The 23,602-nt window shown below is 35.6% G+C and carries 15 protein-coding genes; 10 read left to right on the top strand and 5 right to left on the bottom strand.

Annotation, left to right across the window (positions count from 1 at the left end):
* The first annotated feature begins 6 nt into the window (after window positions 1–6).
* A complete protein-coding gene (locus H6F32_RS03465) occupies window positions 7–1,116 on the top strand; it encodes a cell wall metabolism sensor histidine kinase WalK (RefSeq protein WP_190367942.1) in 1,110 nt (369 codons plus the stop codon).
* A 59-nt stretch (window positions 1,117–1,175) separates the two neighbouring features.
* On the opposite strand, the gene H6F32_RS03460 is transcribed toward H6F32_RS03465, so the two are convergent.
* Window positions 1,176–1,610 carry an Hsp20/alpha crystallin family protein gene (locus H6F32_RS03460; RefSeq protein ID WP_190367941.1) on the bottom strand — a complete coding sequence of 145 codons (435 nt, stop codon included), beginning with the start codon at window positions 1,608–1,610 and terminating at the stop codon, window positions 1,176–1,178.
* Window positions 1,611–2,232: 622 nt separating this feature from the next.
* Between H6F32_RS03460 and H6F32_RS03455 the strand changes: the two genes are divergently transcribed.
* The 3 genes from H6F32_RS03455 to H6F32_RS03445 all read left to right on the top strand — a co-directional run bounded on the left by H6F32_RS03455 (window position 2,233) and on the right by H6F32_RS03445 (window position 8,753).
* A complete protein-coding gene (locus H6F32_RS03455) occupies window positions 2,233–3,435 on the top strand; it encodes an AAA family ATPase (RefSeq protein WP_190367940.1) in 1,203 nt (400 codons plus the stop codon).
* 825 nt (window positions 3,436–4,260) lie between these two features.
* Window positions 4,261–5,514: an efflux RND transporter periplasmic adaptor subunit gene (locus tag H6F32_RS03450; RefSeq protein WP_242031033.1), complete on the top strand. Its 1,254-nt coding sequence runs from the start codon at window positions 4,261–4,263 to the stop codon at window positions 5,512–5,514.
* A gap of 32 nt (window positions 5,515–5,546) precedes the next feature.
* Window positions 5,547–8,753, top strand: coding sequence for an efflux RND transporter permease subunit (locus H6F32_RS03445; RefSeq protein WP_190367938.1), 3,207 nt, complete (start codon window positions 5,547–5,549; stop codon window positions 8,751–8,753).
* A gap of 67 nt (window positions 8,754–8,820) precedes the next feature.
* Here H6F32_RS03445 and pdxH read toward each other — a convergent pair whose 3' ends face one another.
* Window positions 8,821–9,465 (bottom strand): pyridoxamine 5'-phosphate oxidase, encoded by a 645-nt coding sequence (gene pdxH, locus H6F32_RS03440; RefSeq protein WP_190367937.1) that lies wholly within the window; start codon window positions 9,463–9,465, stop codon window positions 8,821–8,823.
* A gap of 198 nt (window positions 9,466–9,663) precedes the next feature.
* Here pdxH and H6F32_RS03435 point away from each other — a divergent pair, with 198 nt between their 5' ends.
* From H6F32_RS03435 to H6F32_RS03425, 3 genes are read left to right on the top strand one after another with little or no spacing between them, the layout of a single operon-like run.
* Complete coding sequence (locus H6F32_RS03435; protein WP_190367936.1) at window positions 9,664–10,794, top strand: AI-2E family transporter; 1,131 nt, start codon at window positions 9,664–9,666, stop codon at window positions 10,792–10,794.
* Between the two features lie 54 nt (window positions 10,795–10,848).
* Window positions 10,849–11,652 carry a segregation/condensation protein A gene (locus H6F32_RS03430; protein WP_190367935.1) on the top strand — a complete coding sequence of 268 codons (804 nt, stop codon included), beginning with the start codon at window positions 10,849–10,851 and terminating at the stop codon, window positions 11,650–11,652.
* Window positions 11,653–11,702: 50 nt separating this feature from the next.
* The gene (locus H6F32_RS03425) at window positions 11,703–12,872 is read left to right on the top strand and encodes a sugar phosphate nucleotidyltransferase (protein ID WP_190367934.1); all 1,170 of its coding nucleotides are present in this window, start codon (window positions 11,703–11,705) and stop codon (window positions 12,870–12,872) included.
* A gap of 95 nt (window positions 12,873–12,967) precedes the next feature.
* Here H6F32_RS03425 and speA read toward each other — a convergent pair whose 3' ends face one another.
* Both speA and H6F32_RS03415 read right to left on the bottom strand, forming a co-directional pair.
* Window positions 12,968–14,986, bottom strand: coding sequence for a biosynthetic arginine decarboxylase (gene speA, locus H6F32_RS03420; RefSeq protein WP_190367933.1), 2,019 nt, complete (start codon window positions 14,984–14,986; stop codon window positions 12,968–12,970).
* Window positions 14,987–15,654: 668 nt separating this feature from the next.
* Entirely contained in the window at window positions 15,655–17,310 is a 1,656-nt protein-coding gene (locus H6F32_RS03415) for a transglutaminase family protein (protein WP_242031032.1), read from the bottom strand.
* A 138-nt stretch (window positions 17,311–17,448) separates the two neighbouring features.
* Here H6F32_RS03415 and H6F32_RS03410 point away from each other — a divergent pair, with 138 nt between their 5' ends.
* The 3 genes from H6F32_RS03410 (at window position 17,449) to H6F32_RS03400 (ending at window position 22,779) form a co-directional block, all read left to right on the top strand.
* Window positions 17,449–20,310 (top strand): cation-translocating P-type ATPase, encoded by a 2,862-nt coding sequence (locus tag H6F32_RS03410; RefSeq protein ID WP_190367932.1) that lies wholly within the window; start codon window positions 17,449–17,451, stop codon window positions 20,308–20,310.
* Between the two features lie 125 nt (window positions 20,311–20,435).
* Window positions 20,436–21,554 carry a DNA replication/repair protein RecF gene (gene recF / locus H6F32_RS03405; protein WP_190367931.1) on the top strand — a complete coding sequence of 373 codons (1,119 nt, stop codon included), beginning with the start codon at window positions 20,436–20,438 and terminating at the stop codon, window positions 21,552–21,554.
* A gap of 415 nt (window positions 21,555–21,969) precedes the next feature.
* The gene (locus tag H6F32_RS03400) at window positions 21,970–22,779 is read left to right on the top strand and encodes a TPM domain-containing protein (protein ID WP_190367930.1); all 810 of its coding nucleotides are present in this window, start codon (window positions 21,970–21,972) and stop codon (window positions 22,777–22,779) included.
* Window positions 22,780–22,834: 55 nt separating this feature from the next.
* On the opposite strand, the gene H6F32_RS03395 is transcribed toward H6F32_RS03400, so the two are convergent.
* Window positions 22,835–23,464, bottom strand: a complete 630-nt coding sequence (locus H6F32_RS03395; protein WP_190367929.1) for a precorrin-8X methylmutase — start codon at window positions 23,462–23,464, stop codon at window positions 22,835–22,837.
* Between the last annotated feature and the right edge of the window lie 138 nt (window positions 23,465–23,602).

The following is a 23,602-nucleotide window of genomic DNA, read 5'->3' as shown; positions in this document are numbered from 1 at the left end:
AGAAATATGACTATCAAACCAGATCAGATTTTATCCATTGACGATATAGAAGATAATCTCATTTTAGTCAAAAGGATTTTAGAAACTCAGGGATATGAAGTTGAGTCAGCAACCAGTGGTAAAATGGCTTTAGCAAAAATTGCCGCAGCAGAACCAGATTTAATATTGTTAGATATCAGTATGCCAGAAATGGATGGTTATGAAGTCACTAAAAGAATCCGCAATAATGCTAATCTCAGCTATATTCCCATTTTATTAATTACAGGATGTGATGAAGCTAGTGCAGTGGAAGGATTAGATGCTGGTGCCGATGATTTTATTAGAAAACCCTTTGATATAGAGGAATTATTAGCTAGAGTGCGATCGCTATTAAGATTAAAACATAGCATTGACGACCAAAAAAGAATGTTAAGACAGCGAGAAGATTTTGTTTCTCGTCTTACCCACGATTTAAGAACACCCCTAGTAGCTGCGGATAGAATGTTAAATATATTTCTGCAAGAAACATTTTGTCCCCTTAGTACAGAAATGAAACAAGCAATTACGACCATGATTCGCAGTAATCATAATTTAATCACAATGGTGAATACCTTGCTAGAAGTCTATCGTTTTGAAGACGGGAAAAAGACCTTAAATATTGGACTTTGTAACTTAACAACAATTTTGTCAGAAATAGTCACGGAACTTCAACCTTTAGCAACAGAAAAAAACTTAACCCTCAAATTAAATACCCAAGAATTAAATCAACTAGACACAGAAAAACAACCAGGAACTATCAGAGGAGACGAATTAGAACTGAGAAGAATATTTAGTAATATCATTGGTAACGCTATCAAATTTACCGATGTAGGTAGTGTAGAAATATCTATTGCTGAAAGCACAAATCCTGATGAAAATCAAGTAATTGTTAAAGTAGTTGACACAGGCTATGGTATTGCTATTGAAGATCAAAAAAGAATTTTTGAGAGGTTTAGACAAGGTAAACATAAAAGATCGGGAAGTGGTTTAGGATTACATCTTACCAATCTTTTAGTCCAAGCGCATAAAGGTAAAATAGAAGTTAATTCTCAACCAGGAAAAGGTAGTACATTCACAGTTAAACTACCTAAATCATGATAAAATCCCCGACTTCTTCAAAAAGTCGGGGATTTGAAGGATCTAAAGATTAACCTAAATTAACCTAAATTAACCTTAACAACCTTATTTTGTTCTGCTTGTACCTTGGGCAAAGTTAAACTCAAAATACCATCTTGATAATCAGCCACCACTTGAGTATTTTGTACATGACTAGGTAGAGGAATTACCCTTTGAAACTTACCATAGAAAAACTCACTTTTAGTTACACCTTCCGCCTGAGAATGACTGCTATTTTTCCGTTCTCCAGTGATAGAAACAGAATTTTTAGTTACTTGGATATCTAAATCTTTAGCTGACATTCCTGGTAATTCCAGCCTTAAATAAATTGCTTCATCTGTTTCTTTTAGTTCCGCAGCCGGAGATTTAATTAACTCTCTTTCTAGCGATTCATTAGGTATTTTATCAGTAAATAAACGTTCTAATTGACGTTGGATATCATTGATCTCTTGCCAGGGATGATAACGTAATAACATATTCTTTTTCTCCTTGATGAATAACTGCTTAATTTCTTGATTTGATATCATCTTATTCAGATCCAAAATAAATGTAAATTCGGTTTTTATCACTTATTAAATGATGATCACCGAACTATATAAAAAGTGCGGAAAACCCTAATTTAATGATGATGATTATTTCGGTAAACCGTAATTAGTTAATCATAAAAATGGAAATTTAGTGTTATTAAATATGGAAAAATTACCCATATTTACACGAATATAAACTTCATAAGTCTTTTTAATAAGCATTTATAGTAAACTTTCATGTAGCATTGGTATCAACTACCTAAATATGTGTATAATATACGTATGATATGTGTATAATAAAAAATTATCTAAAATTACCAACACTAAGACCTTAACCTCTCTATTATCTCTCCACAATCTCCAAAATACCTACACAAACAATTTTCTAGTCAGATGTGCTACATTAAAATAGCTTGCTTCTGTCAGCATGACAATTGCATCAATCATACTTAAATCAGTTGACACAATTTTATTTTTGAAATACACTGCAATACAGCCTGATGTATAGGAAGTAAAATTGTGTATCATTGTCTTATGTAACATACACTGAACATACAATAGTTATTCTGATATGGATTTTGATTATTTCCGAACTAGCGAAACTAGTAACAGCAATAAAAACTGTCAAAACTTATTATCTAGTGGTTGGCGACCATTTCATAGAGATTTTGACTTAGAATATTTTGGCAGAATTTTATTTCATGATACTCAAGAATTAACTCAAAAAAGCATCAATTTAATGAGTTATTATGCAGATGCTTTAGCCAGAAAAGAGTATGCTTGGTGGGCAAATATTCTTAATTTAGCGTCTGATTATACTCGTGGTGAATTTCAAAAGTTTTGGAATTACATCACACCAGATATGATGACACCAGAACAACGCCATAAAGATTATTTAAGTACAGAAACACCATTAGTTCAATTTGTCAATCGTAATAGTATTCCTATTGATTATGTACTGAACTTGCTGCAAGAAATTACAGTTTTAAGAGTTTTAAAAATATTAGATCGTCCTAATATTATTACTCAATATTATTCAGAGAGAGACTTTTATTTTCCCGTAGAGAAATTTGTGAGTTGGGAAAAATTAGATGTGATTAATACAGTATATGCTTATTGGCAAAAGGAGGATGTTTGGTTACAAATAGAGGCTTATGAAAGAGGGAGAAGAAACTACACTTTAATGGCTAATGATCTCAAACCATTAATTAATAAAGCCACCTATGATTTAGCCTTAATGTTAAGTGGATATCAAAGTCGAGTGGGTAAAGTATATAGTCAATTTCCTTTGCGAACATTTCCCCAGGATATTCAAGATTTTACCGATACTGTACAACAAACTATTTTAAGTCAAAATCAGTTAGCAGTGCTTGTGCATGGCGCACCAGGAACAGGAAAAACCGCCTGGACTCAAAGTGTAGCTAAAGAAATTCTCGTATCATTAGGATATGTGATTTTTATTTTAGATCATGATGCTATTACTAATTTTGTGCCACCTACATATTTAGAAAAAATTTGTATTATCATCAATGAAGCTGATAATTTAGCCCAGGATCGATCATCAGAAGTTGCCCAATATAATAATAAAACTGAGCATATTTTGGCCTTATTAGATGGGACATTATATCAAAGTGTCATTGATGAATCTGGGATTCAAATTAAACAAAAATTAGTGGTATTAATGACTTGTAATACTACCGAAAGATTAGATCCAGCAATGTTAAGAAAAGGTAGAGTAGACTTAATGTATGAATTTACCAAAAAGTTTGTTTAAATGAAAGATTTAGAGTGCGTCTTGTGACGCACCATCAAATACTCTTTGCGTCTCTGTGCCTCTGCGTGAGATAAATTCATATTTTGATTAACAAACAAAGATTAGTAAATTTCTTAGTAAACTTTCAAAATAAAAGCTGATGAATATTACCGACTGCTAATAACTTATTCAGGACTTACGCAACTGGCACATTCGTAGGGTGTCGTTCGACAAGCTCACCAACCACGTCAGACAGTATAAATCTTGCAAATAAACAGATTTTTTAGTGTGACACTTGCGTAAGTCCTATTATTCAATAAAACCTCTCTTGATATTAGTACACAAGAGAGGATTTGGAGCTAAAGTCCGGTAGGGTAATCGGGCTATTTAATATTTAATATTTATTATCAGCTAATCATGTCCCCCCCAGGATATATAAATTTTCAATTATTACTGACTTTTGGTACTATTTATCAAATTAAAACATTTCCACCATAAAAAAAATCCCTTGTTTATGCAACAAAGGGATGGGGTATTAAAGTTCGTCAGGTGATCGGAATATTTAATTATTTAGTATTTATTCTATATTTTTTATTCCTTCCTAAGACACAGATAATATTAATTATTTAACTATAAATTGTATATTTAAAGACATCTTGATCACTCTCCAACCTTTCCTAGAACTGGGGAATATTAATTTCTGCAAAATTTTTATACTTATTTTATAATTCTACAAAGACTCGATAAAACTCGAAAATTATATACATCCATCAGCAGAGTATCTACAGTCAATGAGGGACTAAATTGATGATATTAAACATCAAAAAACCACTATTATCCATAACTATGATGTTAGCATTAGCATCATTAACAGTTAGTTGCGGTTCATTACCAAAAGAGTCAGTAGAAGCGCAGTCTCGCAAACCTAAACAGGAAAGTCAGGAAACAGTGGTAGATGCAGCGATCGCTCATGCTAACCTCCTAGAACCCCAACCGGAGTATACTGGGAGTACAGCACCATTTCGTATAATTTCCGTGCGATCGCAAATCGAAGGAAGACTACTAGCACTAAATTTAGATATAGGTGATACCGTCAATCGCGGTAAAATTATCAGTCAAGTAGATGATATTTTATTACTCAATACCTTAAAACAAGCTGAAGCTCAACTTGTAACCAATAAATCAGAATTAGACAGAGCTAAAACACAAATTAGTAACGCTCTAGCTCAAGTTGAGAAAGCCAAACTAGAACTAATGCAAGCTGAATCAGACTATCAGAGAATGTACAAACTATATAAAGAAGGTGCAATATCACAACAGATAACCGAACAAGCAAAAACAAAAGCCCAAACAGCAAAACAATCTCTCAAAGTTACCTTACAACAAGTACAAACAGAAAAAGAAGCAGTAACAGCAGCCCAAGGACGAGTATTAGCCCAAAAAGCAGTAGTCAAAGCCGCAGCAGAAAGACGTTCTTATGCTCGCATAATTTCACCCATTACAGGTACAGTCATAGAAAAAACTACCGAACCAGGAAACCTAATACAACCAGGAAGTGAAATATTAAAAATAGGTGATTTTAGTCAAGTGAAAATCATCACACAAATTTCCGAATTAGAACTAGCAAAAATTAAAATTGGACAATCTGTACAAGTGAAATTAGACGCATTTCCTGATCAAGAAATCATTGGTAGAGTTAACAGAATTTCTCCCAGTGCAGATAACACATCTCGACTGATTCCTGTAGAAATAGTTATTCCTAACATAGAGAATAAAATCGGTAGTGGACTATTAGCAAGAGTGAAATTTACCACCTCAGAAAATAAACGAGTGATCATCCCAATAACTGCAATTAATAACCAAGATCAAGAAATCACAGAAAATAGCACCTCCACAGTTTTTATAGTGCAGAAAAGAGGAGAGAAAACCACAGTAAAACAACAAGCAATTACCATCGGCAAAATTGCGAATAACAAAGTAGAAATATTATCAGGATTACAACCAGGAGATAATTATGTAGTGCGGAGTAATCAACCATTAAAAAATGGTAAACCTGTCAAATTATCCATGTTATCAGAATCATCAGATAAAAATAATTAACCCATTTATTAACTGAAAATACCTCAATAAATATGGAAACATCAAAGCAAAATAACAGTGTTAATAACGGTTTTAGTATTAGTGCTATTTCCATCCGCCAACATATTGGTACACTCATGTTAACCTTAGCAGTAATCATCATGGGAATCTTTTTTCTCATGCGATTACCAGTAGATTTATTACCATCAATTACCTATCCCAGAATAGGAGTGAGAATAGAAGCACCAGGAATTTCTCCAAATGTCGCAGTAGATGAAATTACCAAACCATTAGAAGAATCCTTTAGTGCAACAGAAGGAGTATTACAAGTATTTTCCCAAACACGGGAAGGACAAATTAGCTTAGATTTGTATTTTCAACCAGGAGGAAATATTGATCAAGCATTAAACGACGCAACCGCAACATTTAATCGTGCCAGAGGTAGATTACCAGATACCATTAGAGAACCAAGAATATTTAAAATTGATCCTTCTCAATTACCAGTTTATGAATTTGCAGTGAGTTCCAAAGATTTACAAGGAGTTGATTTAAGAGTATTTGCAGAAGAAGAATTAGCAAGAGAATTAAACGTAGTTCCAGGAGTTGCAGTAGTTGATGTTTCTGGAGGAGTACAAGAAGAAATTAGAATTAACCTTGATTTACAAAGACTACAATCTTTAGGCATTGGTATAAACGATGTTTTGAATGAACTGAAAAGACGCAATCAAGACATATCAGGAGGTAGGATATTAGGAACAACTTCCGAAAATTTAACCAGAACTATCGGACGTTTTCAAAATACAGAAGAAATCAAAAATCTCTTGTTTGAAGTTCCTATTGCTAATTCAAATCTGAAAAATAAGGTTTATTTACGAGATTTTGCAGAAATTATTGATGGTGCAGAAAATCAGCGAGTATTTGTATCTTTGAATGGAGAAGAAGCAGTAAAAGTTAGTGTTCAAAAACAACCAGATGCGAATACAGTTGATGTGGTAGAAAGACTCAAAACCAGATTATCAGAACTACAAAAATCAGGAATAGTTAGCGATAAAGTAACATTTACTCCCACATTAGACGAATCAATATTTATTAGAAACTCCATTAATAACGTTACCAGTTCAGGATTAATTGGTACAGGTTTAGCAGCTTTAGCGGTTTTGTTATTTTTGGGTTCATTGCGACAAACCTTAATTATTATCATCTCCATTCCCCTAGCATCATTAACTGCGATTATTTTGATGGGATTATTTGGATTATCATTAAACGTTTTTAGTTTAGGAGGTTTAGCTTTAGGAGTGGGAATAGTAGTTGATAATTCCATTGTCATGTTAGAAAATATTTCCCAAGGTTTAAAAAATTCCCATTTATCAATTATTGAACAATCAGAAAAAAGCAGTCGAGAAGTAGAATCAGCATTATTAGCATCAACCAGCACCAACCTAGTAGCAGTATTACCATTTTTATTAATTGGTGGATTTATTTCCTTGCTATTTAATGAACTGATTTTAACAATTAGTTTTGCTGTAGCAGCTTCTATTTTAGTTGCTGTGACAGTTGTTCCCATGATGACATCAAGATTATTAGGTTTAAAATTACCTATTTCCTTAACCCAATTTTGGTTATTTAAACAATTCAATAATCGTTTTGAAGCAGCAACTATACTCTATGGAAATTTCTTATTTTCCATAGTCAAATGGAGATTTTTGACAATTTTAATAATTGTCTCTATTTTAGTTTCTGGTAGTTTATGGATGACTCCACAAATTCCCCAAGAAATACTTCCCCGCATTAATACTGGACAAGCTACGTTATTTGCCCAATTTCCTCCTGGTACACCATTAGAAACTAATCAAAAAGTCATGGCAACAGTAGGTAAAATTCTCCGCAACCAACCAGAAACTAAATATGTATTTTCCACCGTGGGAGGTTCATTATTTGCCAGTAGTACCACTGCTAACCCCTTGAGAAGTTCTAGTACCATTACCCTTAAACCAGGAACTAATGTAGAAAACTACATCCAAAAAGTTAGCAAACAATTAAACCAACTCAATTTAGTAGATATTCGTTTACGATTAACCCCTGGGCAAGTAAGAGGTTTAATCTTAAATAATTCACCAGTTAGAGGTGCAGATATTGATGTAATTCTTCAAGGAAATGATAGCAAAATCCTAGAACAAACCGGCAGAAAAGTATTAAGAACATTGGATGAAAAGGTTAAATCGCTAAGGTTTCGTCCTGATGCAGATAGTCGTCAACCAGAGATTTTAATATTACCAGACTGGGAAAGAGTAGCTAACGTTGGTTTAAATACCCAGGAAATTGGTGAGACAATTCAAACAGCAATTACCGGAACTATTCCTACGCAAATACAAAGGGATAATCGTTTAGTAGATGTGCGAGTCAAGCTTAATGAAAACTCTATTGAAAGCATATCACAATTAGAGAGACTACCATTATTTGTCAATAGTAAATCTCCCATTAAATTAAGTGATGTGGCTAAAATCTCCCAAGGTAAAGCACCAGGAGAAATTCAAAGAATTAACCAAAGACAAGTATTTTTAATAGCAGGAAATTTGAATAAAGGAGCAAGTTTAGGATCAGGAATAGCCGAAGTTACACAAGTTTTGAAAAATATAGAATTACCAGCAGGAGTTAGTATTTTACCCAGTGCAGCATTAGAATCAAATCAACAAATTCAAAACTCTTTAGGAGTATTAGGAGGACTAGCGATATTTTTAGTATTTGTAGTGATGGCAGTACAGTATAATTCTTTAGTTGATCCTTTAGTAATTATGTTCACAATTCCCTTAGCATTAGCAGGAGGAATATTTGGACTTTATATTACAAATACATCAATTGGTGCAACGGTAATAGTGGGAGCAGTATTATTAGTTGGTATCGTGGTGAATAATGCTATTATCATGGTAGAACTGGCTAATCAAATTCGAGAACAGGAAAAAATAGACCGCAAAACTGCAATTTTAAAAGCAGCACCTCAACGACTTAGACCAATTTTAATGACCACAATTACCACAGTTTTAGGTATGTTTCCCCTAGCTTTAGGAATAGGAGAAGGTGCAGAATTTTTGCAACCTTTGGGAGTGGTAGTTTTTTCTGGTTTATCCCTAGCTACATTACTAACTTTATTTATTATTCCCTGTTTCTATACCTTACTCCATGATATCTTTAGCCTCCGTTGGACAAAATTAGCATTAATTAAATTGCGTTTATGGAAAAAACGAGGAGCAAAAATTTCTTAATTACTTAATAAATAAATTCAGATCCCCGACTTGTTTAAGAAGTCGGGGATCTTTAGCAATTTAATAATTAAGGTGACAACCGTTCTATTTTCCAACTACCATCTTCTAAACGAGTATAAAGTAAACGATCATGCAAACGGCTTGATCTCCCTTGCCAAAACTCTATTTTGGTAGGTATAACCCGATATCCCCCCCAATGGGGAGGTCTAGGAACTTCTTGATTTTCATATTTACGCTCAAAATCTTTTAACTGTTGTTCTAATATTTCTCTACTAGGAATTACTTCACTTTGGTTAGAAGCCCACGCACCTAAACGACTTTTAGGCGGACGCACTTCAAAATAACTATCAGACTGTGCAGAAGAAATTTTTTCCACAGTTCCCACAACCCTTACTTGACGTTCTAACTCAGCCCACCAAAATACTAAAGCTGCTTGGGGGTTAATTGCTAACTCTTGCCCTTTATGACTGTTATAGTTAGTGAATAACACAAAACCCTGCTCATCTACATCCTTGAGTAGTACCATCCTAGCCGCAGGTTGACCATCAGGTGTACAAGTAGCTAAAGTCATAGCATTAGGTTCAGTTAATTGCGCTTCCACAGCTTGACTAAACCAAGTTTGAAATTGTTTAAAGGGATTATGATCTACATCTTTTTCGTTTAAGTCTTGTAAACTGTAGTCTCTACGCAAATCAGCTATGCTTGTATCCATTGTTGTTAATTCCTAGTTTTGAGATTAATGGCTATCAGTTATCAGCCGTCAGCCTTCAGCTATCAGCTTTTAACAATTTTGTGTATAGGTTATATAACAGGTAACAGGGAATAGGAAAAGATACTATAAATGTATAAAGTTGTATAAAGTTTTTTAATTTTCAATGGTCAATTTTTAACTTATAACTTTTCAGTCACTATGCGTCGTTCCACATCCCTGCAAAATTTATTAACTTATGGTCTGGGTGGTCCGATTATTGCTCTCAATATCTGGCTACTATCCTTAGTGTTTAGATATTTTGAACATCCTCTAACTATTCTCAGTGTAGCTGCTATTTTAGCATTTTTACTCAACTACCCAGTTCAACTATTTGAAAAAGCCACCATTCCCCGCACTCAATCAGTAATTATTGTTTTAATTATTACTTTAACTATCTTGAGTATTTTGGGGGTTACTCTTGTACCTATGGTAATGGACCAAACAGTTCAACTGTTAAATAAAATTCCTGACTGGTTAGCTGCTAGTCAAGCCAATCTTGATCATTTAGAAGTATTAGCTAAACAACGTCGTTTATCTATAGATTTAAAAGTGATTACTGACCAAATTAATGCTAATATTCAAAATTTACTCCAACAAATAGCTACTAGTGCGGTAGGATTTGCTGGAACTATTTTATCAGCATTATTTAATATTATCTTGGTCATTGTATTAGCTTTTTATATGTTAATATATGGCGATAAAGTTTGGTATGGTTTAATTAATATTTTTCCCGCAAATATTATCATTCCTTTCACCAAATCTTTAAAACTAAACTTTCAGAATTTCTTTCTCAGTCAATTATTATTAGCATTATTTATGGTATTATTTCTCACTCCTATTTTTGTATTTTTGCGTGTACCATTTGCCTTATTATTTGCTATTATTATCGGTATTTCTGAACTAATTCCTTTTATTGGAGCAACTTTAGGTATAGGTTTAGTGATTATATTAGTATTATTACAAAATTGGTGGTTAGGACTTCCCGTAGCAATTTCTGCTATCGTTTTACAACAAATTAAAGATAATATTCTTGCTCCTAAATTAATGGGTAATTTTACTGGACTTAATCCTATTTGGATTTTTGTATCTATTTTAATGGGATTTCAAATTGCAGGACTTTTAGGAAGTTTAGTAGCTGTTCCTGTTGCTGGTACTATTAAAGGAACTTTTGATGCTATTAAAAATCATCAAAATAATACAAGTCATGATTTCAACTCAGATTTTACAGTTACATATCACTCCGATTCTACCCAAGGTGATTCAGGAGTCACGAGTCACGAGTCAGAATAAAGAATTGATAATTGATAATTATTTTAGCAATCACCAATCACCAATCACCAATTCATGAATACTACAGAATTATTAACAAAAATCAACCACTTAATTAAACAAGCTGAACAAGGCGAAATTAATCCTTGGGATGTGCAAGTTATTGAAGTTATAGATGATTATTTAGCATTAATGAATCCAGAGAGTAATCTTAAAACATATCAGACGGATTTATATCAATCTGGACAAGCATTTTTATCAGCATCAATCTTGGTTTTATTTAAAGCTAATACATTAACACAAATCTCAAGACCAGAGGATATACAAGATGAAGTAATAGATGATACTGTATTAACGGTAGACAATGGTTTGCTGTATTCTAGCCAGAGATTGCATTTAGAACAACATTTGCGCCGTCGTCCTGCTGCTATGCCTCCTGGGAAACGTCGAGTCACACTGCAAGAGTTGATAGAACAATTGCATCTCATGGCAAATCAATTAAAGCAAGTTGAAAAAGTTGTTAAAACTAAAACGACTAAACGCTATCCGCCTGCGGTAAAAACAATGCAGGAAGCATTAGATTTAGCACACCAGGAAAATTTAACAGAGGTAGCAGCACAAGTAGAAGAATTATTACACTTATCAGCAAAAACCAAGGAGGAAAATAGTCAAGATATCTGGTGGACATTACCAGAATTAGTTAATCTATGGACAAAAAGTAAATACTATGTCAAAAACCAATTAGAACATTCTTCAGCAAATGGTGAGTTAGTCAGTATTTTCTGGGCTTTACTCCTGCTTTGTGCTCAATCTAAAGTAGAACTATTCCAAGAGGAATTTTATCAAGAAGTTACAATTCGACTACCAGTTAATTGTTAACTGTTAACAACCTACAATTCACAAACATTTGAGGAAAAATTTTTAAGCCTATGAAAGCAATGATTCTAGCTGCGGGTAAGGGCACTCGTGTCCGTCCCATTACTTATACTATTCCTAAACCGATGATTCCTATTTTGCAAAAGCCTGTAATGGAGTTTTTGCTAGAGTTATTACGTCAACATGGTTTTGATCAAATTATGGTGAATGTTAGTCATTTAGCAGAGGAAATAGAAAGTTATTTCCGCGATGGCCAAAGATTTGGGGTACAAATCGCCTATTCTTTTGAAGGTAAAATTGATGATAATGGTAAATTGGTGGGGGAAGCTATTGGTTCGGCGGGAGGAATGCGCCGTATTCAGGACTTTTCACCATTTTTTGATGATACTTTTGTGGTTTTATGTGGTGACGCTTTAATTGATTTAGATTTAACTGCTGCGGTAAAGTGGCATAAGTCAAAGGGTGCGATCGCTACCATTATTACTAAATCTGTACCTCAAGAAGAAGTTTCCAGTTATGGTGTGGTAGTTACGGATGCAGATAATCGTGTTAAAGCATTCCAAGAAAAACCATCAATGGAAGAAGCTTTAAGTACCAATATTAATACTGGTATTTATATTTTTGAACCAGAAGTATTTAATTATATTCCTTCTAAGGTAGAATATGACATTGGTAGCCAATTATTTCCCCAATTAGTAGCTAATAACGCGCCTTTTTATGCCATTCCGATGGATTTTGAATGGGTAGATATTGGTAAAGTACCTGATTATTGGCGGGCTATTCGGGGTGTATTATCAGGAGAAATCAAAAATGTGCAAATTCCTGGACAGGAGGTATTTCCTGGGATTTACACTGGGTTAAATGTGTCCGTAAATTGGGATAAGGTGGATATTACCGGACCTGTGTATATTGGCGGAATGACAAAGATTGAAGATGGTGCAAAAATTGTCGGACCTGCGATGATTGGTCCTAACTGTTGGATTTGTAACGGCGCTACCGTTGATAATAGTGTGATTTTTGAATGGTCGCGTTTAGCTCCAGGAGTGCGATTAGTGGATAAGTTAGTATTTGGTCGTTATTGTGTAGATAAAACAGGAGCAGCCATAGATGTACAAGCAGCTGCGTTAGATTGGTTAATAACTGATGCACGTCAAACTGCCCCTGTAGAAATACCTGTAGAACATAAGGCGATCGCAGAATTATTAGGAGCAACTGCGGTGTAGAATATCTAAGAGTCAGGAGATCCAGGAGTCAGGAGATATAGGAGTCAGAATCAAAAATTTTTGCCCTGCATCCTGCATCCTGCACCCTGTACTACTTACGCTTCATTATTCAAATAGGTATATCTCATCAAACTTTGCTCATAAGTCTGTAAAAGTCTTTGAGACTCAGATAGAGTAATACGCTGCTCTTCTAAAGCACGTTCACAACGTTGACGAATATTTTCCACCATATCCTCAGAGTCATACTGTACATAACTCACAACTTCACTCATGGTATCCCCTTTGACAACGTGCTCAATTTGATAACCTTTAGGAGTTAGATGAATATGCACTGCATTAGTATCACCAAATAAATTATGTAAATTCCCCATAATTTCTTGATATGCACCATTCAAAAACATTCCTAAATAATAGGGTTTTCCCGGTTCAAACTTGTGTAATTCTAATACTGATTTCACATCTCGTAAATCAATAAAACGGTCAATTTTCCCATCACTATCACAAGTTAAATCTGCCAATATTGCCCTTCTAATTGGTTCTTCATCTAAACGATGAATAGGCATAATAGGAAATAATTGATCTATCGCCCAACAATCTGGTGCTGATTGAAATACGGACAAATTGATATAATAAATGGAAGCCATAATTTTCTCTAAGTCTTCCAATTCATCGGGTACATAGTCTTCTTGACGGGTAATTTTGAGAATTTTTTGACAACAAGCCCAATACAAACGTTCCGCTTTTGCTCGTTCTTTTAATCTTAAAATTCCTAGATTAAACCTACTAATTGCTTCTTCCTTGAATTGTGTCGCATCGTGATAAAATTCCTGAAAATTCTCCTTGTTGATAGATTGATATGTTTCCCACAAATAAGTAATAATTGGTGATTCTCCTTCTTGGGGCGGTTCTGGAGGATCTAAAGGTACATCACTGCTACTCAAAACATCAAAAATTAACACTGACTGATGGGAAGAAATAGCCCGGCCACTTTCACTAATTAGGGTGGGTACGGTAATTTGTCTTTCTGCACAGGTATCTTTTAATTCTGCTACTATGTCATTAGCATAGTTTTGCATATTGTAGTTTTTTGATGCGTAGAAATTAGTTTGTGATCCATCATAATCTACACCTAAACCACCGCCCACGTCTAAATATTGCATATCCGCGCCTAACATAGCTAATTCCACATATATGCGGCTTGCTTCTTGGATGGCATCTTTAATGACGTTAATGGCGGATATTTGTGAACCTATGTGGAAATGTAATAGCTGTAAAGAACCTAAAAGATCCGCTTCCCGCAGTTTATCTACAGCTTCCATAATTTCTGGGATAGTTAAACCAAATTTTGCGCGATCGCCTGTAGAAGTTCCCCATCTTCCCATGCCTTGAGTGCTTAACTTTGCTCTTACTCCTACAATTGGTTTAATACCTAACTGTTTATTAGCTGCAATGACTAAATCTACCTCTTCTATTTGCTCTAGGACGATAATAGGGGTTTGTCCGAGTCTTTGGGCTAACATTGCGGTTTCGATGTATTCCTGGTCTTTGTAGCCATTGCAAATTAACAATGCACCAGGGGTATCCAACAAGGCCAAAGCGATCATCAATTCTGGCTTAGAACCTGCTTCCAAACCAAATTGATGGGGTTTACCAAATCTTACCAAATCTTCAACTAAATGGCGTTGCTGGTTGCATTTTACGGGGAAAACGCCTCGATAAACACCTGGATAGTTATAACGAGCGATCGCCTTAGCAAAACAAGCATTTAACCGTTCAATTCTATCCTCTAAAATATCAGAAAAGCGAATTAACATGGGCAATCCTAAATTCCGCTGTTTGAGCGCATTAACCAACTCAAACAAATCTAAAGAACCACCACGTTCACCTTTTGGGGATACAGTAACATGGCCTGCGGCATTGATAGAAAAATAGGGATGTCCCCAACCAGCAATACGATAGAGGTCCTCGCTTTTTTCAATAGTCCAAGGACGGTCTACAGTACTTGTTTCAGCACTATGAACTAACATCTTTCTTGATCTTTGAATTTTCAAATCTGATTTATTTCCATTAGTATGTAATTTGATTAGATCATCAGCACTTGTATCAACACCCATTGTTTCCAAACCTCTCTATTTCACCAATGAGATTATAATTTACCAGAAAATTGATAATTGACGATTGATATTTGACAATTGATAATTAATAGTTAATTAATATTTAAGAAAATCATAAGATTAACAGTCCTAAATTTTAACTTACTATAGTGGTATGTACTTGAATGAGATAGGACAAATTGAGGATAAAACACCATTTATTATATTAAGAGACTTTCAACTCTATTTCCTGTTCCCTGCTATAATAACTAGTACAGAATAATCACCCTAATAAAATCTCTTAAAAAACGATAAATCTAAATTACTAAAATGCAAACTAAAAGTAACTGTTAGGGTGCGTCAGACAGTATAAATCATGTAAATAACCAAATTTTTGATATCTGACGCACCGGACAACAGATTTTTTAGTGTGACACTTGCGTAAGTCCTGGCAATATTTAATTGTTCTCAAATTCCCACTAAGCAAGCAATACTATCTATCAGTAGCAAAACTCTGATAATGATTGATTAAACCAAATATTTGATTTATAACCTTGTAGGGACAATTCATGAATTGTCCCTACGATAATTTTCACTCCTATGTTTATTAGTAATAATATGGCTGCACAGAGCCGAGTGCAGAGTACAGGGTAAAAATTCTTTATTCTGACTCCTGGATCTCCTGACTTTTAAAAAGATGGTAATTCCTGGAGAATTGTAAAGCGAATATGATTAATGGCTAATTCTCCTATAGAAATATCTTCTTTTGTCAATCTAATACCATTACTTGTCAGGTTTTCAAAGGAAATGCCTTTACCAATTTCTACATGATACCAACATAACCCCATAAAGAAGCGTGTGGGATAGGGACCTCCTTCCGTGATATCATCAGGATTAGACTCCATTGGTAGCCAACCAAAATTAGGTATGTAAAATTCTAACCACACATGGTTAAAATCGGGTTGTAAGGGAATACCCTGTTGATCGGGATAAGGCGGGCATTTATACCTACCAACTGTGCGGCAAGGTATACCATTTAAGCGACATAAAGCTAGTAAAACACCCACGTATTCTCCACAGGAACCCACACCCCGATCTAAAACTACATCGGGCGGATCAATATATGGTTTAATACCATAGGATAATTCATCATAGACAAAATTACGGATATTGTACATTTTGCGTAAAATGTTACTTTCGGAAGCTACGGCGGTACGGGCTGCACGGATGACGATATCACTATCCATGGCTAAGTCATCATCATCCACAAGGTATTTTTGCAATGATACAGAAAGTTCTGGTAGTTCTTCCACATCTCTGGGGGTGATACGATATTTAATACCGCGAATTTCTAACAGTGCTTTCCATCCGAAAATGTGACGTTCTCCGGGAGCGAGGGTTTCAAAGTTAAATACCGCTACGCGCTGTCCATCAATTATTTCTTCTGTGAATGGTATACCAATTGCTTCCACTTGTTTAAGTTTTTGTCGTTCTGTCTCTGACGGAAGAGCGATGCGCCATTCAATATGAGTCAAATAAACTTCATCTAGGGGAGCAATTTCTTCGATGTAGGACATTTCTACAAGATAACCATTAGAGAGTGCGTAATGTTTATCAGGTTCGTAGTGATAATATAAGGGATGGATAAAAGTACGATCGCGATATGTTAATTCATGACAAGGATCAGCGTTGGGGTTGTCTCTAATATAAGGTTCTTCGTAGGAGTATGATATATAAATCAGGTCTTTATCTGTGCTGTGATCGTGACTATGGATAGCAATACCGCTAGGAGATGGAAAAGGAGTCAATATACTAAAACGGATTTCACCAGTGGCGCGATCCATAGAGTATACTGATTGTTCTAAGCGATCGCAAATCCATAATGTATCCTCTGTTACTGCTAAATTTTCCACACCCACACCAGGAGCGTAAAAGCGAGTAATTTCTCTGCGGCTTTCCCGGTCAAAAATGAGAATATAGCCTAATCTTTGACAACTAACATACACTGTAGATTCCCACACTGCCACACCATCAGCAGGATAAGGTAAAGTGACAAAATGCTCTAAACCCAAGGATGAGAGTTTACATACATAAACATTATGACCACGAGTTACCCAGAGATCATCTTCCCAGATAGCTAAACCAGTAACTTCTTTAAATTCTCGAACTTGATGCGGATTAATTATTTTACTGTTATCGTTGTCAGGATCAATTTCTAATAGATGACCTTTGATAGTATCAATAGCAATTAATTTATTTTCGATAAAAGCAATACCATAGAGGGTAGCAGCGGTAACTGGTCTAATTGTTTTTGGTGTAAACATTGGGTTATCTGTCAAACTCATGTTAATAGTTGGTAATTGGTGATTGCCGATTGGTGATTGGGTAAAATATAATATTCCTGGCTTTTAAGTGATCAAAGCTGACTACTGATAGCTGATAGCTGATAGCTATTTTTTTAACCACTTACTTTAAACTATAAAATGTCTCCTCATTCTTTAGCTAAAAGTGTTATTTCATGGCATAATTTGCCAGTTAATCAAGCTGTGGAACTGCTTAATACTAATGTAAATAGTGGTTTAACTTTTCAAGAAGCTGAACAACGTTTACATGAATATGGATCCAATGAACTTCAAGAAAGTGCAGTCCGTACTCCTTGGCAAATTTTACTAGATCAGTTTACCAATATTATGTTATTGATGCTGATCGGTGTGGCTCTTGTTTCTGGTATTTTAGATATAATCAGTTTGTACTCAGGAAACGCAAAAACAGGAGAAATTCCATTTAAAGACACTATTGCCATTATGTCTATTGTTATTCTTAATGGTGTCTTGGGTTATATGCAGGAAACTAAGGCAGAAAAGGCTTTAGCCGCTCTTAAAAAAATGTCTTCTCCACTAGTGCGAGTCCTCCGTAATGGTAATTTATCAGATGTAGCTGCTAAGGATATTGTACCAGGGGATGTGATGTTGCTAGAAGCAGGTATGCAAATAGCGGCTGATGGTAGGTTAATAGAAGAGTCGAATTTGCAAATACGAGAGTCTGCTTTAACTGGGGAAGCAGAAGCTGTCACTAAGCAAGCAGTCCTTACCTTACCAGAAGATACACCTATAGGCGATCGCTTAAATTTAGTTTTTCAAGGGACGGAAGTTGTTCAAGGTCGTGCTAAGGTTCTGGTAACTAACACTGGTATGACAACGGAATTAGGCAAAATTGCGGCTTTGTTGCAATCTGTAGAAACTGAACCTACTCCTTTACAACAACGCATGACCCAATTAGGCAATGTATTGGTAAAAGGTTCTTTAGCCTTAGTTGCTTTTGTGGTCATTAGTGGTATGATCCATACTCCCACTTTCCAGAATTTACAAAAATTATTAGAAGTCTCCTTAAGTATGGCAGTTGCGGTAGTTCCTGAAGGACTTCCTGCGGTAATTACTGTCACTTTGGCTTTGGGAACTCAGCGCATGGTGCGTCATCATGCTTTAATTCGTAAATTACCTGCTGTAGAAACTCTTGGTTCTGTTACAACGATCTGCTCTGATAAAACTGGTACTCTGACTCAAAATAAAATGGTGGTACAGTCAGTTTACACTAATAGTAAGACTTTCCGGATTAATGGTGATGGTTATACACCTATTGGGAATTTTCAACTAGAAAATGAGCAAGTTTCTACAGAAAACTATCCTGAGATTACCGCTTTACTAGTGGCTTGTGCAGTTTGTAATGATTCTGTGTTGCAAAAGCAAGGTCAAGAATGGATAATTTTAGGTGATCCTACAGAGGGAGCTTTATTAACCTTAGCCGGAAAAGACCATATTGAAAAGGATCAATGGGATAGTAAATTACCTCGTGTAGCTGAATTTCCTTTTTCTTCTGAGCGTAAACGGATGAGTGTGGTTTGTCAAGTGCAACCAGTAGCTACTCTTGATCCTTATATGATGAATATTGATCCAGCAATTACTAGTTTTGTCAATGATGAACCTTATTTAATGTTTACCAAAGGCTCTCCTGAATTAACTTTAGCCCAATGTACTAAAATTTATGTAGGTAATCGTGCAATTGCTATTACACAACAACATAGAAATCAAATTTTATCAGCAAATAATTATCAAGCTGGTAAAGGCTTACGAGTTTTAGGTTTTGCTTATAAACCTTTATTAGAAATACCAATAGAAGGTAATGCAGAAGCAGCAGAAGATGATTTAATCTGGTTAGGGTTAGTGGGAATGTATGATGCACCTCGTCCTGAAGTGAGAAATGCTGTACAGGAATGTTTAGAAGCGGGAATTCGTCCCATTATGATTACAGGTGATCATCGCCTAACAGCAAAAGCGATCGCCATAGATTTAGGTATTGCTAGTCAAGATGCGATAGTTCTCACTGGACAAGAAATACAACGCATGAATGATACAGAGTTATTAGCAGAAGTTGATCAAGTTAGCATTTATGCTAGAGTCTCTCCAGAACATAAATTGAGAATTGTTCAGGCTCTACAAAAACGTGGTAAATTCGTAGCCATGACGGGAGATGGCGTCAATGATGCTCCAGCCCTAAAACAAGCTGATATCGGTATCGCTATGGGTATTACAGGTACAGATGTCAGCAAAGAAGCCAGTGATATGGTATTACTAGATGATAATTTTGCTACTATCGTCGCTGCTACTAAAGAGGGTAGAGTAGTTTATACTAATATTCGCCGATTTATTAAATATATTCTCGGTAGTAACATTGGGGAACTTTTGACCATAGCAGCCGCGCCATTATTAGGTTTAGGGGATGTTCCCTTAACTCCTTTACAAATTCTGTGGATGAATTTAGTCACAGATGGACTACCAGCATTAGCTTTAGCTGTTGAACCTGCTGAACCGGATGTGATGAAAAGGCCACCTTTTAACCCTACGGAAAGTATTTTTGCGCGGGGTTTAGGTTCTTATATGCTGAGAATTGGAATTGTTTTTGCGTTTACTACTATTATTCTCATGGGATGGGCTTATAATCATAGTCAATCTGTCCATGGACAAGGTTTAGATCCTGAACGTTGGAAAACAATGGTATTTACTTCTTTGTGTATAGCTCAAATGGGTCATGCGATCGCTGTTAGGTCTAACAATCAGCTTACTATAGAAATGAATCCGTTTTCTAATCTCTTTGTTTTAGGATCTGTAATTGTGACAACGATTTTACAACTGATGTTAGTATATTTTCCACCTTTACAATCTTTCTTTGGGACTCATTATTTACCACTAAATGAATTATTAGTTTGTATTAGTTTTAGTTCTGTCTTGTTTATTTGGGTTGAAGCAGAAAAAGTATTTTTCCGTTTCATGGGTAAGCGTAGGGTTTAAAAGTCTTGAATTTACTCTACGTTTATGTTTCGCGCAAAGTCGCAGAGGAGCAAAGACGCAAAGAACACATTAGTTAACACCAACTTATTTTACTAACTCTTCACTCCGCCCTCTTCTGACTCAGTATGAAATTAAAAAGTCTACAATTACAACATTTCCGCAATTACCACGAGCAAAAAGTTACTTTTACAGCCCCTAAAACTATTTTGGTGGGTGATAATGCTCAAGGTAAGTCGAATTTGTTAGAATCTGTAGAATTACTGGCTACTTTACGATCGCACCGTTTGGCACGCGATCGTGATTTAATTAAAGATGGGCAAAATATTTGCCAAATTCATGCTTCTTTGGAAAAAATATCTAGTATTACTGATTTATCTTTGACTTTACGTCGTCAAGCTCGTCGTAGTGTGGCTATCAATGGCGAAAATATCCGCAGACAATTAGATTTTCTCGGTGTTCTCAACGCTGTGGAATTTTCTAGTTTAGACTTAGAATTAGTTAGGGGTAGTCCTGAAAATCGTCGTCACTGGTTAGATACTCTTTTAGTTCAACTTGAACCAGTTTACGCTCACCTATTACAACAATATCATCAGGTTTTACGCCAACGCAATGCTTTTTTGAAAAGGAGTCAACAGTTAGAAGTTCATGCTCAATCCTCAGAATTGGCCATTTGGGATGTACAATTAGTCAATGCTGGTATTAAAGTGATTAGAAGACGAGATCGCGCTATTCAAAGATTAGCACCTATAGCAGCATCTTGGCACGCTAGTATTAGTGGAAGTACGGAAAATTTACAAATCCAGTATGTTCCTCATGTTACAATAGAGCGAAATCACCCTCAAGAATTAACAGAGGTGTTTTTGCAGAAGTTACAACAACGAGCGATCGCTGAATCACATAGAGGTACTACACTAGTTGGACCTCATAGGGATGAAATAGAACTCACCATTAATCAAACTCCAGCCCGTCAATATGGTTCTCAAGGCCAACAAAGAACATTGGTACTAGCTTTAAAACTAGCTGAACTACAACTAATTGAAGAAGTCATTAATGAACCACCTTTACTATTATTAGATGATGTACTGGCAGAATTAGATCCATCACGACAAAATCAATTATTGGATACTATTCAGGACAGGTTTCAAACTTTAATTACTACTACACATTTAGGAGCTTTTGATGCTCAATGGTTGAAATCTTCACAAATTTTATATGTAAAAGCAGGAAAAATATTTGAAGAATAGATTTAGCTTTCAGCCGTCAGCTATCAGTAAAGCTGTTGTGCCTTTAACTTGAATAATTAATACAAGCAAGATGCTTGTGCTACTGTAACTTCAGGTTTTTTATTTATACAGTGAGTGCTGCACATTAGCTTAATCATAAAATATAAAACTGACTGCTTACCAATCACCAATCACTAATCACCCATAACATATAAAAATCATATACTAACTAAAAACGTGCCAAAGCGGGTTTAGCAGGGTAAACCCTTACTGACTCCTCACCCCTCTAAATTTAGAATGAAAAATTTTTGATACAGATTGTCAGGCAGATTATGGTTAAATTATTAGTAAAGAAGTGTAAAGAAATATGAGTCTTGCTTTACTCTTTTCGTAACACCTATTTCATCTTACCTGTTAATTTTTGTATAAAAAATCCATGTATCTGTGTTTTTGGCGGCGAATTTTCCTATCAATTGCAGCACTTTGCTTTATTGGTTCAATATGGATAATTAACTCTCCATCGGCCTTAGCGTATGAAAATCCTGATTTATTGCCCAATTTTGTCACACCAGTAGTAGACTTAGCTAAAACCATACCCGATCCCCAGGAACTCAAGCTGGTTCAACAATTAGAACAGTTTGAAACTGAGACAGGTTGGAAATTACGGGTTTTGACTCAGTATGATCGTACACCAGGAAGAGCAGTAATTAAATATTGGGGTTTAGATGATAAAAGCATTCTTTTAGTTGCTGATGCTCGTGGTGGTAACATCCTCAGTTTTAGTGTGGGGGATGCAGTGTATGAGCTTTTACCTCGCACTTTTTGGATTGAATTACAAACCCGTTTTGGTAACTTATATTTCGTCCGTGAACAAGGGGAAGATCAAGCTATTCTACAGGCTTTAGACTCTGTTAAGGGTTGTTTACTCAAAGGTGGTTGTCAAGTAGTTCCTGGACTACCCAGAGAACAATGGATATTAACTTTAATCACATCCGCTATAGGCGGTATAATTTGTGGATTTGCCGCTCAACCACGTAATGATAAACAAATATTTGCTTGGCAATGGGCGTTAATTTTCTCACCTTTATGGGGAATGTTATTTATTGCTTTTGGTATTGCTCCAGTTATAACCCGTACTAGTGAGTGGTTGCCTTTAGTAAGAAATATTTCAGCATTTTTAATTGGATTATTGGTAGCTTATCTCTCTCCTGTTTTTAGTCGCCCTTCTTCTAATGCAGAATCATAAAGTTTGGTGATGGGTAATTGGGTAAAATATAATTCTCCCTGCACCCTGCACCCTACTATCCTACTCCAGTTCTTTCTTGTCCGTAGGCTTGCCAAGCTAAGTCTACTAAACCATCAACGATCGCTGCTGCTACCAAAGCGTTACCCTTACGCCCTGCAATAGTAATACAAGGAACTAGGGAATCTTGTAACCGGTTTTTAATCGTTTCTGAATTTATAAAACCTGCTGGTGTAGCTACAACTAAGGCAGGTTTGATCTCTTCAGCCTCAATTAAATCTACCAATATACTCAATACAGGTTGTGTTTGTCCCACTATAAATATCCCTTCTGGATAACGCTTGGCCAAAGTTTCTATCCCCCAGGCAGCGCGGGTTTTTTCCTTTTGTGGCCCGGTTAAGGCTTCCATACTGCAATAAACAGGGTTAGCAAAGGTATTTTGAATGTCATAGGCAATACTTGCTTGTACTGTCGGTACATCTACTACAATGGTGGTTCTAGCTGCTAGGGCGGCCGCTCCCGCTTGTAAAGAGTGTTCAGAAAAACGAATTAAGGATTTATACTCAAAATCAGATGTAGCATAAATTACCCTCCGCACGATTTCATATTCGGCTGGGGGAAAAGCATGATCACCAATTTCAGTATCAATTATTGCTAGACTTTGAGCGTCTGTAATGTGCCATTCCATTTTTATTTAACTTCTCATAATATTCAATTCGATTGAGCTAAATTGGATTTAGCTTAGGCTAATGTGCAGCACTCACTGTATAATTAAAAAACCTGAAGTTACAGTAGCACAAGCATCTTGCTTGTATTAATTATTCAA

The sequence above is a fragment of the Anabaena sp. FACHB-1237 genome (assembly GCF_014696225.1).
Lineage (GTDB): Bacteria > Cyanobacteriota > Cyanobacteriia > Cyanobacteriales > Nostocaceae > FACHB-1237.
Note: the sequence above shows the minus strand (reverse complement) of the source record. Positions and strands in the feature narration are given on the sequence as shown.

What these genes read in the sequence shown, in the direction of transcription:
- H6F32_RS03395 (WP_190367929.1), bottom strand. Translation starts at nt 23,464, where the DNA reads ATGGAATGGCACATTACAGACGCTCAAAGTCTAGCAATAATTGATACT.
- H6F32_RS03430 (WP_190367935.1), top strand. Translation starts at nt 10,849, where the DNA reads ATGAATACTACAGAATTATTAACAAAAATCAACCACTTAATTAAACAA.
- H6F32_RS03450 (WP_242031033.1), top strand. Translation starts at nt 4,261, where the DNA reads ATGATGTTAGCATTAGCATCATTAACAGTTAGTTGCGGTTCATTACCA.
- H6F32_RS03425 (WP_190367934.1), top strand. Translation starts at nt 11,703, where the DNA reads ATGAAAGCAATGATTCTAGCTGCGGGTAAGGGCACTCGTGTCCGTCCC.
- H6F32_RS03445 (WP_190367938.1), top strand. Translation starts at nt 5,547, where the DNA reads ATGGAAACATCAAAGCAAAATAACAGTGTTAATAACGGTTTTAGTATT.
- H6F32_RS03455 (WP_190367940.1), top strand. Translation starts at nt 2,233, where the DNA reads ATGGATTTTGATTATTTCCGAACTAGCGAAACTAGTAACAGCAATAAA.
- H6F32_RS03410 (WP_190367932.1), top strand. Translation starts at nt 17,449, where the DNA reads ATGTCTCCTCATTCTTTAGCTAAAAGTGTTATTTCATGGCATAATTTG.
- H6F32_RS03465 (WP_190367942.1), top strand. Translation starts at nt 7, where the DNA reads ATGACTATCAAACCAGATCAGATTTTATCCATTGACGATATAGAAGAT.
- H6F32_RS03460 (WP_190367941.1), bottom strand. Translation starts at nt 1,610, where the DNA reads ATGTTATTACGTTATCATCCCTGGCAAGAGATCAATGATATCCAACGT.
- H6F32_RS03400 (WP_190367930.1), top strand. Translation starts at nt 21,970, where the DNA reads ATGTATCTGTGTTTTTGGCGGCGAATTTTCCTATCAATTGCAGCACTT.
- pdxH (WP_190367937.1), bottom strand. Translation starts at nt 9,465, where the DNA reads ATGGATACAAGCATAGCTGATTTGCGTAGAGACTACAGTTTACAAGAC.
- H6F32_RS03415 (WP_242031032.1), bottom strand. Translation starts at nt 17,310, where the DNA reads ATGAGTTTGACAGATAACCCAATGTTTACACCAAAAACAATTAGACCA.
- H6F32_RS03435 (WP_190367936.1), top strand. Translation starts at nt 9,664, where the DNA reads ATGCGTCGTTCCACATCCCTGCAAAATTTATTAACTTATGGTCTGGGT.
- recF (WP_190367931.1), top strand. Translation starts at nt 20,436, where the DNA reads ATGAAATTAAAAAGTCTACAATTACAACATTTCCGCAATTACCACGAG.
- speA (WP_190367933.1), bottom strand. Translation starts at nt 14,986, where the DNA reads ATGGGTGTTGATACAAGTGCTGATGATCTAATCAAATTACATACTAAT.